Origin of the sequence: Halobacteriovorax sp. BALOs_7 (genome assembly GCF_003612895.1) — a bacterium.
Lineage (GTDB): Bacteria > Bdellovibrionota > Bacteriovoracia > Bacteriovoracales > Bacteriovoracaceae > Halobacteriovorax_A > Halobacteriovorax_A vibrionivorans.
On sequence record NZ_CP027772.1, the window covers coordinates 2,864,860 to 2,880,875 of the forward strand.

Genomic DNA, 16,016 nt, shown 5'->3' on the forward strand with positions numbered 1-16,016 from the left:
TCTTAACTAGCAAGTTCCTCATCTTCAGACTCTTCCTCTTCCCATTTAACCTTTATTTCTTCCGCTTTTCTTTTTATCTCATTGCTAATATCTGTATCTTTAAAAGTATCTTCACTCTTGGCTTTAGTACCAAACTCGACTTCAAGCTCCATAAGCCTTTCAAAGACTTTCTCCATCGTAGTTTCTTTTCTCCTAAAGTAATCGCTTCCTCTTATCCTAATGAATTTAAGGCCAAGTCTCTCAAGGATTGCTTGCCTTTCTAGGTCATTTTTTACAGCTTCCGCAGACGTGTGGTACTTATCTCCGTCACATTCAATAGCAATACGATCTCCATGTTTGTTGAACACAACTATATCAATTCTGAAGCTACCAATTTCATATTGAGGAACGAAATCAACTTCCTTTTGCCTTAGGTCCTTATGAACCATTTCCTCAAAAGGTGAGTCCGCTTTTTGAGCATCTATTTTTAATTGATCGACAATTTCGTTTGGAGAAATGGCATGATTTATCAAGCGAAGCCTAATGTCACCCTGCTTTAAATCTTTTTCTATATCAAAAGAGTGAACTACCCATAATTGGTTTTTAGCTCTACTTACTGCTACGTTATATTCTTTTTGTTTATCCCCATCCGCATTGGTCATCCTGAGAGGACCTTCTCCTGCAACATCAACCATAGAAAGTAACATCACTTCTCTTTCGTCGCCTTGAAATTGAGGAGCTTTTCCACATAGAATATTCTTCTCATGGTATAAATGTTCACCAAGTCTCTCTCTAAGAAGTCTATCAATATGAACGTGTTGCTTCTGCCCCTTTAAGGAAATTACTCCAAAGGTTGCATCTCTATAAGAAGGATGCTCAATCATAGCTTGAATTAAACAAACAATTTGTCTTGCTTCAGGGTCATTGATGTCATTTTCAACTTCACCTTGAACTCTGAGTGGTAAAACAGGAGGTGGCGTAGGGTTAGAGCTAGACTCTCTTAATATTTTAATTTTACCATCATAAGATAAATGGTTACAGAATTGTATGATCTCAGGAACACATCTAAAGTGTTCTTCTAATCTAATCGGTTGACCAAATGACTCACAAGCAATGTCATAAAGACTATGCTTTAAATCATAGTTTCTTTTATTGGGTATTCCTTCTAGGTATTCATCAATTAAACTTTGAAGACCAAGCTTATCTCTTACAATTCCAGGTGGACTAACTTGCTTATCATCACCAACAACAACGATCTTTTCTGCAAAAGCAAAGCTAATCATATTTGTCATATCAGCTTGTGATGCTTCATCTACAATTATTACATCAAACATTGTCTGCCCAAGAGTGAAGTTATCCAACAATCTTGAGATAGGCATAATCCACACAGGAATAGCACTTTTACATTTTTTAAGTAGTGTTCTAGCTTCCTTCTTTAGAATGTCATCAACAACACCCTTGCCTGACTTCGTGATTTTTTTCTGTAGGTTTAGCCATCCATTTAATGCTTGTCTTTCTGCAATACCATTTCGCTGTAGCTGATTTCGCCACACCAATGACTCGATATAACTTTCATTTAATTTCTTTAGTAGTGTCTCTTTATGATAAATTGATTTCTGTAATGAGTCGGGGTCACTCTCTCCAAGCTTATCTAGTTCAAATTCAATTCGATTATATAGCCAAGCCTTTTCTAACGAAATATTATTAGACACCTCAATATTCCTATCCAAAATCTCTTGATAAAAAACAGGAGCTTGGGTTTTTAAGGAAGACAGTGATTGATTTGAGCTATCAACTTTTCTCTTTTGAACCTCTAACCTTAAAAGTTCCTTGAAATCTGATTTATATTCCTCATGATTTTTTGAATCCAAGTTAATCCTCAATCTCTCAGCGATATTGGACTTTAAGCTTTCTGCTCGTAAGACCTTTATAGAGGACTGAATAAGAGCATTATCATTCACCAGCTCTAACTTTTCCTTCATTGAAATCAAACCAGGATAGATAGTCTCTATTAGCTCTGTGATAACAGTATTTAAATACCTATGATCTGAGCTTTCATTAGAAAATATTTCGTCATGTTTGTCCGTAGGCCATTTAACTGCTAACTCTTTTAACTTTTGAATTACTTTGCCTAACTCTGAGCTAAAGTTCATCCAATATTCTATATGCTTTATATTTCTATCTATGATTAGTTCTGGCTCTTTTTCATTCTGAAGATCAAGTGACTCATTTCCAAAAGTATGTTCCCATTCTTCACATAAAACAGTCCTATCAACTACATTGCGGATGAAATACTCAATACTCTTGAACTCATCACTTGTCTTAGGCTCTTTGCCTTTGACTGTACAGTTCCCCCTTAAAAATTTTAGCTCTGAACTAAATAACGTAGTCCACATACTAAACTTCGCTTTTTTAGTTTTATCCTCATTCATATTTTCCAGAACGGTAATAAGACTTTTGTAATCACTATGTTCATCAACTGAAGGTTTATATTTTTGTATGAGATGAACTCTCGATCTGAAATTTTCGGTTCTCTCAGAATAGGTTTCTATATATTCTTCATATATTTTAATATTTTCCTGACCTCTAAGACTGTTCTCTGCAATATCTCTTTGCCATGTTTCAGCATTTTTCACCTTGCTGATTAAGTCCTCAATTAAGGAAACTGTCTCAAACAAAAGGTTTACTTCAACATTTTCACTAGCAAATATTTTTCTATGAGTAATCTTCTCCTGAGAGTTATTGAGATCGAAATTTTTACGGTAAGACTCAAAACGATCAGGCGGAATAAGCGAACCACTATCAGGAAGGCCCTTTAAAATCTCTTCTTGATCTTCAAATGATACACTGAATAGCTCTTTGCAACTTGTTATGAATTGCTGATCTTCTATTGGTGATAAGTCTCCCTTAACTGAGCCTGATATCCAACCATCATCCTTGTTTGCCTCTAAGTATCGAGAAGCGTCTGCGGGTAGAAAGCTCTTTTCTCCAATTAAAAATTCTCTATATTCACTGTTAATCGCTTCATAAAGTTGTTTTTTAAGTTTGCTTATTTCGCCTTCTAGCTTTTCTTTTTTAGACTTAAAGTCATTTATTTCACGGTCTAGCTGTTCAATGTTTTTGCGAGATAACATCTCATCGATGAAGTTTATCGAGCTTTCTAGCTGCTTTTTGCTTTCCCTAGAGTTATCTAAAGCACTTACGCATAAAGGCCTCAATTCATCCACAACCTTATCTCGAATTACATTTAAGGCTTTACTTGTGTAAGAAGTAACAAGGATGGTCTTACCTTTGGATAAGAGATGACCAATCAAGTTAGCAATAGTATGACTCTTTCCTGTACCAGGAGGACCTTGAACTCCAACCTGGCCTTTATTTTCTAAGACCTCGATAATTCTTTTTTGCTCAGGATTTGCTTCCTTCGTCAAAAAATATTCTACTTTAGGTTTCTGAGTATTTATGGAAGTTTCCTGACCAGGAAATGGAGGTGGGCTTCCAAAATCTGTGTTCTCTGAATTTAAGTCTGACAGTCCAATAATGTTTGAAAAGACTCCCGAAATTTTATCTCCATCATTTATCGAACTAATATAGTTATCAATCTGATCTAAGACTCTGTCTTGCTTCTTTCCAAGAAAGAGTATTTGTGACCTATAGATTGCAGGACCATCATGCTTGAAGTTCTCATCATCGAAGAATTGACCATCTTCCCATGATTTGTGAATAACGGTATTAAGAAAGCCAGTTGTTCCACTTGCTTCTTGTGGGTCTATAAGTTCATTTTCTACTTTTTGGCGATATTCAGCGAGGTGCTTTCCGTTTACACCAATATATCTCAATAACTCTGTATTGACTTGTGTTCCAGAGTCAGTAGATGAAATCTCAAATACTGGCTCATCTTTGCTTGTAATAAAGTTGATAGACAGTTCTTTGAATATCAATGGATGGTCTATCACTCCTATGTCAGGATGATTAAATTTGAAAAAGCCGTCACCCAGAAACAACTGGTATAAATCTGAGTCCTTATCTATCTTGGCTTCAAGTTCAAAAAATCGAGCGAATAGTTTACGCACTTGTTCATTAGGCATTTCTGCTTTTACCCACTCTTCTCTTTTTACTTTCCAAGTTTCGAGAGCTTTAACCCTAGACTCATCTTCGTTGAAAAAAACAGTTTTAACTTCTCCGTCTTCCCCCTCTCCCTCAAAGTTTCTCGACTCCACAACATATAACTCACCACTTACCTTCCTCCAACTTGGACGAACCCAACCTTCAAGCTCTTCAGGCAATGGAGGACAGTGGGTCTCTTTTGGTTTTTTAATTCTTAATACAAGATCGCCTTCTTCTTCTAACTTGAATACTTCAACGTAAGGGTGATTAGGTAGGTCTTTAAAGTATTGACGCCAATCATACTCGGCCACACTAAAAACAGGAGTGTTTAATCTTGTACGAACTTCTTTGATGTAGGTCATTAGCCCCGCAAGTCTGCGTTTGGCTTCTTTTAGTTTCTCGGACATTACTTTTCTTACACGTGTAAAATATTAAAATTATAACTAACTCCTCGGATTTAAATGGTTTTTCTTGAATTAAGTTTTTTTAACAGAGAGAATACGTCACCTTTTTTAAGAGCATAATACCTAACTCGCCTATGCTAAAGGCGTTCAAGAAATCCTCCTTTATGCAAACGCTTGCATTACCTCTTAAATGCTTTCAATTCTCATCAAAAAATTAACCCACTCATTCACTCATATATCTACTTTTGATCGTCTTAAAACCGAAATATCGCCTCACAGAACTAGCTTGCTTCTAGTCTCATTAAAACTTGATGAACAGTCTTACCGTGCCATTTTCCTTTACCTGTTTTGGTAGGAACTTTCATAGTGTTCAAAACCTCAGCAATCTTTCGATAGCTAAATCCTTTCTCTCTTAAAGCAATCATCCTTTGAATTGCTTCGCTCTCTCGTTTATGCTCAATCAATTTTCTCTTCTCTACTTTTTCTCCATATCCGACGCCACGCTTTCTTTTCTGATTAGACCCAACTGGTCGAAGTTCGATATTGCACTCTTTGAGTCGTTTTAATATAGTCGTTCGAGAGGACGCCACAGACCTCGAAATTTCGGCACAAGAGAGGCCTTCTACGACATATTTTTGGTGGAGGAACTCTTTGGTCAGGACTTCAGGTTCATGAAAGAAGTCAATGATATTCGACATTTCTGAGGGAGGACGATATTCTCGATTAAAGGGGCGTTGATGACCCCATTTAAAAAAGCCTTCCTTTGCGAAGGCTTTTTTTATTCCTGAAATCCAAATTTATGCATAAAGAGACCGATGGGGCGAGAAGTGAACGAGCGCGCGTTAGCGAAGAGCTGGCCCGGACGGCCAGCGGAAGCGAGTGAACCGGCGACGATTGCTTGAGCGTGACGCGAAAGCATGAGGAGGAGCCCCTCGCACTTGTATCGATCTCATCTTAAGCAAATAGCCACGATGGCCGCAAAGCGGGGTCACCAACTCTGCATATTCACTTACATCTTAAGTAGTAGGCTTCTTCTTAGCAGGCCTACGTCGAGCACTTCGTTGCTGATTATTTCCATTACGGCTTTTATTTGCAGATGCTTTCTTACTTGGGCGCCTGTGATTTTGAGGTTGAGCAGGTGCTCCAGCAACTCCATGAAAAGGATGATCCTTATCTTGTGGAATTTGATACTTAATTGTCTTTTCAATATCTTTTAAAAGTTTCTTTTCTGTGTCATCGCAAAATGAAATAGCAATTCCATCACGTCCAGCTCGGGCCGTTCTTCCGATACGGTGAACATAACTTTTAGGATCATCTGGAAGGTTATAATTGATAACGTGAGTGATATGAGAAACATCAATTCCACGAGCAGCAATATCAGTTGCAACGAGGACTCTGATTGTCCCCTTTTTAAAACCACCAAGGGCCTTTTCACGTGCACCTTGAGATTTATTTCCATGAATAGCAGCAGATGTTATTCCTACCTGATCAAGATGCTTAACAACTCGATTAGCGCCGTGTTTTGTCTTTGTAAAAACAAGTACGTGCTCAATTGATTGGTCTTCTAGAATATTAATTAAGAGTTTTGGTTTATTTGTCTTGTGGACAAAATTGATTTTCTGATCAATCTTTTCGACAGTTGTTGATTCAGGTGTTACTTCGACTTTCTTAGGCTTTACTAGAAGCTTTTTAGAAAGGTTTACAATATCTTGTGGCATCGTTGCAGAAAAAAGTAACGTTTGCCTCTTCTTTGGTAGTCTCGCAATGATCTTATTCACATCGCGAATGAATCCCATATCAAGCATGCGATCCGCTTCATCGAGGACAAAGGTTTCAAGTTGGCCAAATTGAATTTGGTCATTACTCATAAGATCTAAGAAACGACCAGGAGTAGCAACAATTACATCCATCCCTTTTTTAAGCTGTAGGATTTGTGGCCTTGGTTTAACTCCACCGAAAATAACCGTACTTTTTATGCCTAGGCCTTTTCCATATTCTTCAATATTTTCATTAATCTGAGATGCTAACTCTCTTGTAGGTGTAAGAATTAAAGTTCTCATGTGTCTTGGCTTAGTTTTAATTTTATTTGAGCCTAGATTATTTAAAATTGGCAATGAGAACGCAGCAGTTTTTCCAGTTCCAGTTTGTGCAATTCCAAGAATATCTCCACCTGTTAATAAGTGTGGGATTGATTGGGCCTGAATTGGAGTTGGTTTCTTATAGCCTTTTTTATTTAGGCTTGAGAGAATTTCAGGTAATAGTTTTAGGGAATCAAATGAATTGATTGATGACATAATAAATATCCTTGCTCAATAAGCGTTAATGCCAATGCTTAATCCAAATACTAGCACAGGCGAATATTTAAAATGTATCTAGATCAATCCCCTTCATCTCTTGTATTAGGATACAAGTCAACCTTTAATCGCGTTTATGTAAAGTATATTAGTGATATCCCTTCTTAGAGAGTATTTTGTTCAGTGAATTTGCAAAGTTTTGCTTATCTTTAGCATTAAATGAGTCAGGGCCTCCTGTAACGACTCCTCCATCACGAAGCTCCTTCATAAAGTCTCGCATTGATAATCGCTCTCCTATATTCTCTTCATCGTAGAGTTCACCGCGAGGATTAATAGCAAGAGTTCCTCTTCCAACAACTTCAGCGGCCAATGGAATGTCAGCTGTAATGACGAGATCATTTACTTCAACATGTTCAGCAATATACATATCAGCGACATCATCTCCGCTATCAACTTTAACAAAAGAGATTAACTCGTGATGTGGGATATTCATATAGGAGTTAGCAACAAGTATGAGTGGGATTTGTAAACGAATGGATGTTTTAAAAAGTATCTCTTTAATAACCTTAGGGCATGCATCAGCATCGACCCAAATCTTCATCTCTTTCTTTTGCATTTAAGAATCCCTCATTTATCAGATAATTCATCTTAGATCTTTAAATACTATTTGAATACAGACTTTAATAACTTCATCAAAATAGCAGGTAAACTATTATGGTGCTTTCGTGGGATATCCGGTGTTGAATCAATTAATTCTTTAATACGTTCGTGACTTACTTTGACTTGTCCATAATGGGCGATAAGAAAGTCATTGATACCGAGATCGATATAGCGCTGAAGTGAGCTTCGATACTCTTGTGGTTTCCAGATTGGATAAGGCCTAAAGACATTAGTTTTGGTACTGACGAAATTATCAGCAATATATGCAAGCTTTTGTTCTTCATGAAATATACTTAAGTCCATTATTGTGTGCCCTGGACACTCTAAGACTTTCCAGTTTTTAAAGAATGGAACTTCCATTAGATCAGTTAGAATATAGTCGAGCTTAACTTTGCGTGAAAAAAGAATATTTTTAAATCCTCTCTTCTTATTTAAGGCCACAAGATAAGTAAGTAGGATATCAACCCAATAAGTAACGATACCAAAAGGGCCAGAGTACATTTGATTAAGATCGCGAGGACCGGCGATGGGAATTCCCCTTTTTTTAAAAAGTTCTACTCCTCCCATGTGATCGGGATGAGCGTGTGTTGTTATAACTAATTTAATATCGCTTAAATTTCTATTTAATTTGCTTTCAAGATATGATTCCACAACTTCAACATCAGGCCGACAACAACCATCCAGAAGAAGAAACGAGCCTTTTTCTTCTACGAGATAGATTGTTTGGATATAGCCTTTTAGTTGATGTATTTTAAAGTCCATAAAGCCCAGTTGTTATGGATTTACTGATAAATAGATTTGATATCAGTAATAGGAATGGCCATCACTTCATCAGCATCATCCACGTCTGTTATTTCAACGCGACTACCATCAAGAGAAAGAGAAATTGTACCATCTAAGTTTTCACCACTTTTTGATTCAACGGTAACAAATTCACCTTCAAGTAGTTTAACATCTTTTCTGATCTTCTTAGTTTCCTTTGCTGCATCAATGACATCAAGGCCGTAAATTTTCTCATAAGCAAATGTCATGCGTCGCCCGTCTTCAATAGAGGTGAAGTTAAGTGTTTCATCACCAATTTCGAAATCACGGCCAGCAATTGAAGTATGATTGGTTCCATTATAGAAGTGAACATTAACATCTTTATTCTTTAGATTTTCCACTTCCCCTTCTAAGAGTTTTTTATAAATTTCAATTTCACCTAAAACTTCATCATTTATACTTTGTATATCACTATAGCTAATGAGGTATGCACCTTTAGAATTATTAATTTGAAGGCCCCCACGTGCATAGCTATGTATCTTTCCTTGGATATTATCACCTTTCATATTGATAATAGACACATCACCACCGACTCTTACTTCATAATTTTTTATGATTTTCTTAAGTGCACTAAAGCAATTGCCAACTTGGAAAAATGAAGCTGTTGAACGAGAAGACGTAGGATTATAATTTGTTGAATACCATACAGCTGTAAAGGAAATGGCAATAGCTGCAAAGCTTCGAATAACTTTTTGGCGTTCTGTTATCATAGCAATTTTATCGGCTAAACTATGGTTTTCCTTAACTATATTCATGAGTTAAAATAATTAAATCAACTAGTTAGAGGATACCATTATGAATCTTAGTGCTATTGGAATTGCATGCGAAAGTCTCGAAGACTCTATAAAATTCTACGAAAACTTTGGATTAAATTTTACCCAAATTGGGGATGAACATTATGAGGCCACAACAAAGTCAGGTCTTCGCCTTATGCTCGATTCGTATGATCTAATGAAAAAAATCAATCCAAGTTGGGAGAGGCCAATCTTTCCTGGTATTACTCTTTGTTTTGAACAAGACAATCCACAAAGTGTTGATAACTTAGTTAATAAGCTAAAAGATAAAGATGTAATTATTGAAAAAGAGCCTTGGGATGCTTTTTGGGGCCAACGATATGCTTCAGTCAAAGATCCAGATGGAAATCAAATTGATATCTTTGCTTTACTGTAAACGAGAACCACTGGTGCAGAAGTCTTGAATATGTTTATTAGTTGAAGAAGTGCCACAACACAAAGAAGCACGAGTAAGATCAAATGAATTCTTATGAAGAAACTCTTTTGCACGCTCGAATAAAACTTCTTGATGATTATTTAGATTAGAGAAGTCTGAATAACAGGTTTGAACAAGTTGTGCACGACGTGCAGATTTCTTTTTTTCAAAGCATATCTTTTGAGGAGTACCATCATCTCCAAAATCAATCGACTTTACGATACTTGATAGACTTCTTCCACGATGCCTACCCTTTGAAGAAAATTCGACCGAATCAATGACTCCCTCATTGGACTTATTAAGCTTTAAGCTCTTACCATCGATTCCACTGATATCAACTGATCGATCTTGAGAGCATGAGATATTAGAATATCGATTTGTTTGTAGATCATCATAGATTGTTTCCACAACACGACACATATGTTCACCATTAATTAGGGCCTGTTTTTGTCTTGGCCAATCTTCACCTAAGAAAGAAATGACTTTGGGGGTTAATGCCAAAAGAGGTTTACATTGTGGATCTTTGATCCAATCGTGGTAGCCAAGTGTTGCACAGGCCGTAGAGGGTGAGTACCCCATTAATTCGACTGCATTTGCTGCTTTTAAAAACTTTGTACTTGAAAGTATCTTCGACATAAGACCGAGGCCATCTCGTGTTTTATTCTTCACTTGACTTGCAATGGCACGAGAACTCAGCCTAGCTTTTGCTACGTTACTAGGTGTTATTTTATGGAAGTTTTCCTGTATGAGAAGTCGTTTGTGAAGACGAGCCTTATCAAAGGCAGAGAGCGGGCGATATTCATGGCCTTTTGTAAATTCATTATAATTTTGTTCTAAAAACTCAGCAGCTAATCGGTCTTTCTTATTCTTTAAAAAGAATTTACTATCACTTGCTTTAACTACTTTTCGTCCAAATTCTTCTTTTGTGACCGGACTCATTCCACGATCAACAAAGTCTGCTATCTTTTCAATCTTTAGTATTAACTTTCGTTTTTTTAAAACATTCTGCTTTCTTTTGCCAGTAAGTCCCTCAAGAGAAAGTCCTGCTTTTTTAAATGCATCCTCTGTCCATTTTCCATCAACATCATTTAGAGAATCTACAATTTCTCTATTTAATTTTCTTCCATAACCTTCTTCAAAAAGAACCTTATAAAATGGCCGTCCATTATATTGACTAGAAGGTGTAACCTTAGCATTATCGTGGGCCTCTAAAACGATTTTTAATGTCTCCTTATCAATTTCTTTAAAACGTTCTGGATATCGTTCAAGTAGCTTTACTCCCAAGTCCACAATTCTCTTTTTATGCTTGGACATATGCTCGTGAAAGTCGAGTGCATCATTAACATTAACACGTCCTGATAATCTTTGAGCGATGGCCTGTACATTTTGATATTGAGTTGAAAAGATCAGTGTATAAGGAATCTTTGCAGAAGTTTCACTTTGGGAGCAAACACCTATAGATAAGTCATTAGGTGATAAATCTTCATTCTCTTGAAAATTACTATCATCAAATAAGCTATGGCATTGAGCTAAATCATCTGAATTAGAACAAATAACTTGGGCCTTCAGATAATTAATCTTATCCCGAATTTCATTTGGACTATTAAGACAATGCTCTGATGCGTAAACTACCGAAAGTAATAAGCTCAGTAAAAGAATGTAGCTTTTTGTCTCCCTCACTTAAAACTTATCGGCAGTATATAAACAAAGTTAAGTTACTGACTTATATTAGGCAGCCTTTTTAATAAAGTCTTCACTATCTGGAATTTGAATACTAGAAACCTTCTTTTCCAATGATACGACTTTCGCTTTCGTATCATTTACACCTAGGATAAGGCCTTTAATATCACCGATAGACTTATTTAAAATCGAGACTTGCCCTTGAAGTTGAGTTGAGACCAATGATGAATCTTGAGCAATACCAGTATTTGACTTTGAAAGAACATCGACATGTGAAAGCGCAGTTTGTAGCTGATTGATTCCACTTGATTGTTCCTGTGTCGCCGATGAGATCTCACCTACAGAAGAAGAAACTCCTTCTACACTAGTAACAATACTTTCTAGAATATCTTCACATTCTTTGGCTATATCCGTTCCCGTTGTGACGCTTGATCTCGCCTCATCAACTACTTTAGAAAAACGATTCTTTGTATCTTCGATGATATTATTAACTTGTGTAACACTTGAAGAAAGCATTTCAGTGATTTCAACAGCTGCACCACCACTCATCTGGGCAAGTTTACCTACTTCCTCTGCAACAACAGCAAATCCCTTACCTGCTTCACCGGCCCTTGCCGCTTCAACAGATGCATTAAAAGAGAGAAGCTTTGTTTGAAAAACAATGTCATTAATGACTTGAGTTTTCTCATCAATACTACTTATGAGAGAAGCAATCTCTTTCATTTTATCGTTATTTAAATCAAGTTCATTCACAATCGTATCAATACTTGTATTAATTGAACTCATCGATAGATTCATATCCACAACAATATTCTTACCTTTAGAAGCACGATCATAGCTTTCCGTCGCAAGCTGAGATGACTTCATTGCATTATCAGCAGTCATTTTAACCATTGAGCCAATTTCTTCTAATGATGCTGAAGACTCATGTAATGCAGCATCCTGTTCCTGACTGGCCTCTGATAACTCTGAAGATGTTTTTGAAATATCAGAAGCATTAGAAGTTAAAACAGAAGAACTCTTTGTAAGACTATCTATTGTTTCGCGAATTGAATTAGACATTCTATTTGCAAATGTTACTCCCACAGTTAATCCAATTCCAGTTCCTAAAATCATAACAACAACAAGTAACATATCAATGAATTCAATTTCTTTAGAGACATCATTTGAAAGAGCAACAGCATTCTTTAATTCAATTTTAATACTATCAGTATATTCATCTAAGGCTTGTTGAAAATTGCCTGCTGCCTCTGGGCAATGTACTAAAAAGATTTCTAATAGCTTTGCTCGTGCATCTGCATCATAAACCTTACCTAACTCAATCGCCTTAACACCAACACTTTTAAAATCTTCCCACTGCCTATCGAGCCTATTATAAAGTTCTAACTCTTCTTTGCTTGTTACATATGCTTTGAGCTCTTTAGAAGCATTTTCATAATTATTAACATATTTCAAAGCATTATTAATTGCGCTGGTACGATTTTCTAAACTGAGATTCTCAAACCCTAATGTTCTAACTTGAATTCTTATTTTCTGATAATTAACATCCATTGTATTAAGAAGGGCCGTTCTAGGTATAACTCTCTTTGCTACATCATCTGATACTTTTGAAAAAGTTATAAAACCATAGAGAGCAACTCCCCCAATGATTAAACTTACACAAGACATAAATACACATAATAATACCAGTTTTTTCTTAAAACTTAGGTTGGCAAACATAAACTCTCACTCCAATTTTTTCACTCACAAGATCTGTTTTTACATCTCGGCGAAAAAAAATATTTTATTTACAAAAAAAGAATATTTAGACTATACAGTCGAAGAAACTTCAATAATGAAAGCATAATTACAGGCACTTACTAAATAAACTCTTCCCTAATAAACAGAATATATTCGTGACTCATTTTCACAAACGACTTTTATAGACAACTTTGTAAGAGATTGAATTAATTATGTAACAACTATTATTTATTAACATAAGCTAATCTGGAAAAACATTCATTCTGCCAACTCAGTTTTGCACGATCACTAAAATCCAAATGATTTCAAAGCTTTTTGCGATAGATGGGATTGGCCATACTTGTCTATGATAAATCCAATAAATTTATATTTATTGAGATAAAGAAGAGCATCCTTAACACAAAGGTTCATTAAAATAGTGGCGGTTGTATCAGATGTAATTGCATCATCAGCAATTACTGTAGTAGCAATAATTTCATCATTACTACATCCATTCTTAGGATTAATTATATGGTGGTCAGCTTGTTTTTTTTCATGTTCATTAAAATGAATATATCCACCTGAGGAAGCAACACTTCCTTTTGATAACTGAATTACGCCGATTGATTTTGAACTATCTTTAGACAAGGGATTACGAATTCCGATTCGCCATGGCCTTGGAGCACTATTATGTGAATGAACCCGAATATCACCAGAACCATTTACATAGAAATTAATAATTCCTTCTTTTTTAAGAAATTCATAAACATAGTCTACGGCATAGCCTTTCCCAATACCGCCAAGCCCAATACGCATTTGTTCATGTGGTAGATAGATAGTCTTTGTTAGATTGTTTAATTTAATTTTTTGATAATCGATGTGTACTTGAGCCTGTGTTCTCTCTAAAAAAGATAGAGTCCTTCCATCATTTTTTGCTTTTCTCCATATATGTCCCACACTTGCAAAAGAGATATCGAAAACACCTTTCGAAGCTTTCGATATTTGAAGGGATCTTTTTACTAGATTAAATATTTCATTATCAACCTTTACTGGTTTTATTCCAGCAAAATCATTGACCCTATTGAATGGACTGTCACAAAAGTCAGTTAACTTAGCTTGGATGCGATGTACTTCCTCTTCAGCCTTTTTGAAGATGCTTATAACATCATGCTTAGATAAATGAGTTTGAGGAAAACAGAGTAATTGAAACTCGCCTCCCATTGCTCTAAATTTATGTTCACAGCGAATGGTACTTTCCCCTTCAATTTTTAGTGACACTATAAATCCTTGGGTGGCTTATCTGAGCTATAAAGTATATTCATATTATTATCAATCACAATAGAGCGTGGAAGCTCTGTTACATTTAACATCTTTGAAGTACTGCGATCGCGATCTTCAAGAATCAAAAAAGAGAATTGATATTTTTTCATAAATTTCTTTATTTTCTTTTTCTTCTCTCCTGCATTAACTGCAACAAAGAGGATACCTTTAGATTCGTATTTTTTCTTTAAGGCCTCGAGTTCATCTAATTCTTGGATACACGCCGTACACCATGAAGCCCAAAAGTTTAGATAAATCTTTTTATATTTCTTAGTTGCAGACTTTAGTTGAAAACTTTCTTTTTTGTCATATATAGGAAGAGTAAAATCCTTAATGGTTTGCGCATTGATATTTAATGAAAGTAAAAAAGTAATTAAAAGTAGTATCTTTTTCATAAAAAACCTAGAATTGAAATCCGATTGATGACTGAATATATGCATAGATGAGTCCATTTGAGCGTTTAGCAGCAGTTATGCCATTATTCCAAACCATTTCTTCAAAGTCGATTCCATAGATTGTTTGGGTATCATAATGACTTGTTAACATAGTAGACAATTCGTATGACGAAAAATCCTCAAGGTCCGAATCACTTGTCATAAATTCCTTGGCAGTATCAAATGAGTCAGCATAGTACTCAACACTTGATTGATTGTGAAAGCGAAGAGCAACTTCAAAAAAATCTTCATCATCATTTATTTCCTTTAGAAATGCGAAACGAATAGTATGGGCATCCAGATCCCATTGATCAAAGTAATAGCGATAGGAAAGATTCATGGCCATTGTATCGTCGAAGCCGTGTACCCATTTTGAAGATAGTGCATAACGATTTCTTGTTTCAGGAAGAACTTCAGCTTGTCGAACACCTCCAACAAGAACGGAACTAGCAGTGGACTCAAGGTTTTTATTTGCATTCACATATGTAAGGCCAGCTTGAACAATATCTTTACGTGTAATAATTTGTGACGCCGTTAAACTTGCAGCAAAAATATCACGTGGTAAGAATTCAGATATCTTAGCTGTTGGAGGATTACTTAAGTCTTCAAACAACATGACCTCATCCTTGTAATATTGAAGACTAAGGCCAATCGTGAAGTTATCCTTTGCCATTGATCGTTGGATTCCTATCGAACCATTAAAAGAGCGATAGTCATATTCTGAAGAAAACCCAACTCCACCACTTAATTCCCAATCACCCATTTCCTTTCTAACGCCTAAATTTCCAGAGATTCGTGACTGCTCCTTTCGACCTGGGCCACTGGCACCTGTGGCACCATCAAGCTTAGTATCAGATGCTGCTGTCCAAAAATCGAAAACAAAATGTGCATTTATCGCTGTATCTTCAGTTATTTGATGTTCAACAAATAACATCGGCTCGACAACATTTGCCTCTTCTTTTCCTGAATTATCAAAGACCTGATTACCATCATCACTATTTTGATGATAGACATTAAAAAGAAGTTTAAACTTTGTTTTTCCTTCTTCTAACATTTCCGCAAAAGAGCTGCGTATAGAAACGAGCAACAGGAGTAGAGTGAAGAGCGTTTTTTTAAATTTAGTTACAACCACAACCACCTCCAACAGCAGAACTTCCACCAACAGCACCTTCTCTAAATGCACGTACTTCATTCTGGAAAACACTTTCTTCAGGGTGAGGATCTAATTGCATAATTTTCTTTGATAAGAGGCCTCGATCAATTTGATCGACATTTGCACATGATGCTAGAAAGAGCATCATGAAGACATAATATAATTTCATAACTAATCCTTGTTAAAATTATATTTTAAATCTCTAACTAGATTGACGGCAACAAATACTATTGTTTGC

General features: G+C 36.0%; 13 protein-coding genes. 1 reads left to right on the forward strand and 12 read right to left on the reverse strand.

What is annotated here, in order from left to right; translation table 11 throughout:
- Positions 1-2: 2 nt before the first annotated feature.
- The 6 genes from BALOs_RS13585 to BALOs_RS13610 all read right to left on the reverse strand — a co-directional run bounded on the left by BALOs_RS13585 (position 3) and on the right by BALOs_RS13610 (position 8,973).
- Entirely contained in the window at positions 3-4,490 is a 4,488-nt protein-coding gene (locus BALOs_RS13585) for an AAA domain-containing protein (RefSeq protein ID WP_120405492.1), read from the reverse strand.
- A 278-nt stretch (positions 4,491-4,768) separates the two neighbouring features.
- On the reverse strand, positions 4,769-5,185 hold the full coding sequence (locus tag BALOs_RS13590; protein WP_120405493.1) for a recombinase family protein: 417 nt from the start codon (positions 5,183-5,185) through the stop codon (positions 4,769-4,771).
- A 318-nt stretch (positions 5,186-5,503) separates the two neighbouring features.
- Positions 5,504-6,781: a DEAD/DEAH box helicase gene (locus BALOs_RS13595; RefSeq protein WP_162929703.1), complete on the reverse strand. Its 1,278-nt coding sequence runs from the start codon at positions 6,779-6,781 to the stop codon at positions 5,504-5,506.
- A 148-nt stretch (positions 6,782-6,929) separates the two neighbouring features.
- Positions 6,930-7,382 (reverse strand): YaiI/YqxD family protein, encoded by a 453-nt coding sequence (locus tag BALOs_RS13600; protein ID WP_114706241.1) that lies wholly within the window; start codon positions 7,380-7,382, stop codon positions 6,930-6,932.
- 62 nt (positions 7,383-7,444) lie between these two features.
- Positions 7,445-8,203, reverse strand: coding sequence for an MBL fold metallo-hydrolase (locus BALOs_RS13605; RefSeq protein ID WP_120405494.1), 759 nt, complete (start codon positions 8,201-8,203; stop codon positions 7,445-7,447).
- Between the two features lie 20 nt (positions 8,204-8,223).
- Entirely contained in the window at positions 8,224-8,973 is a 750-nt protein-coding gene (locus tag BALOs_RS13610) for a hypothetical protein (protein ID WP_120405495.1), read from the reverse strand.
- A gap of 85 nt (positions 8,974-9,058) precedes the next feature.
- Here BALOs_RS13610 and BALOs_RS13615 point away from each other — a divergent pair, with 85 nt between their 5' ends.
- Positions 9,059-9,433 (forward strand): VOC family protein, encoded by a 375-nt coding sequence (locus tag BALOs_RS13615; RefSeq protein ID WP_114705729.1) that lies wholly within the window; start codon positions 9,059-9,061, stop codon positions 9,431-9,433.
- Here BALOs_RS13615 and BALOs_RS13620 read toward each other — a convergent pair.
- The 6 genes from BALOs_RS13620 to BALOs_RS13645 form a co-directional block, all read right to left on the reverse strand.
- On the reverse strand, positions 9,425-11,152 hold the full coding sequence (locus BALOs_RS13620) for a hypothetical protein (RefSeq protein WP_120405496.1): 1,728 nt from the start codon (positions 11,150-11,152) through the stop codon (positions 9,425-9,427). The genes BALOs_RS13615 and BALOs_RS13620 overlap by 9 nt on opposite strands.
- Positions 11,153-11,200: 48 nt before the next feature.
- Positions 11,201-12,871, reverse strand: a complete 1,671-nt coding sequence (locus BALOs_RS13625; RefSeq protein ID WP_120405497.1) for a methyl-accepting chemotaxis protein — start codon at positions 12,869-12,871, stop codon at positions 11,201-11,203.
- A 309-nt stretch (positions 12,872-13,180) separates the two neighbouring features.
- On the reverse strand, positions 13,181-14,149 hold the full coding sequence (locus tag BALOs_RS13630; protein ID WP_120405498.1) for an FAD:protein FMN transferase: 969 nt from the start codon (positions 14,147-14,149) through the stop codon (positions 13,181-13,183).
- On the reverse strand, positions 14,149-14,586 hold the full coding sequence (locus BALOs_RS13635; protein ID WP_162929704.1) for a TlpA disulfide reductase family protein: 438 nt from the start codon (positions 14,584-14,586) through the stop codon (positions 14,149-14,151). Before BALOs_RS13635 ends, BALOs_RS13630 begins: the two co-directional genes overlap by 1 nt.
- 7 nt (positions 14,587-14,593) lie before the next feature.
- Positions 14,594-15,679 (reverse strand): DUF3570 domain-containing protein, encoded by a 1,086-nt coding sequence (locus tag BALOs_RS13640; RefSeq protein WP_162929705.1) that lies wholly within the window; start codon positions 15,677-15,679, stop codon positions 14,594-14,596.
- A gap of 64 nt (positions 15,680-15,743) precedes the next feature.
- Complete coding sequence (locus tag BALOs_RS13645) at positions 15,744-15,947, reverse strand: DUF4266 domain-containing protein (protein ID WP_114705734.1); 204 nt, start codon at positions 15,945-15,947, stop codon at positions 15,744-15,746.
- Positions 15,948-16,016 lie beyond the last annotated feature (69 nt).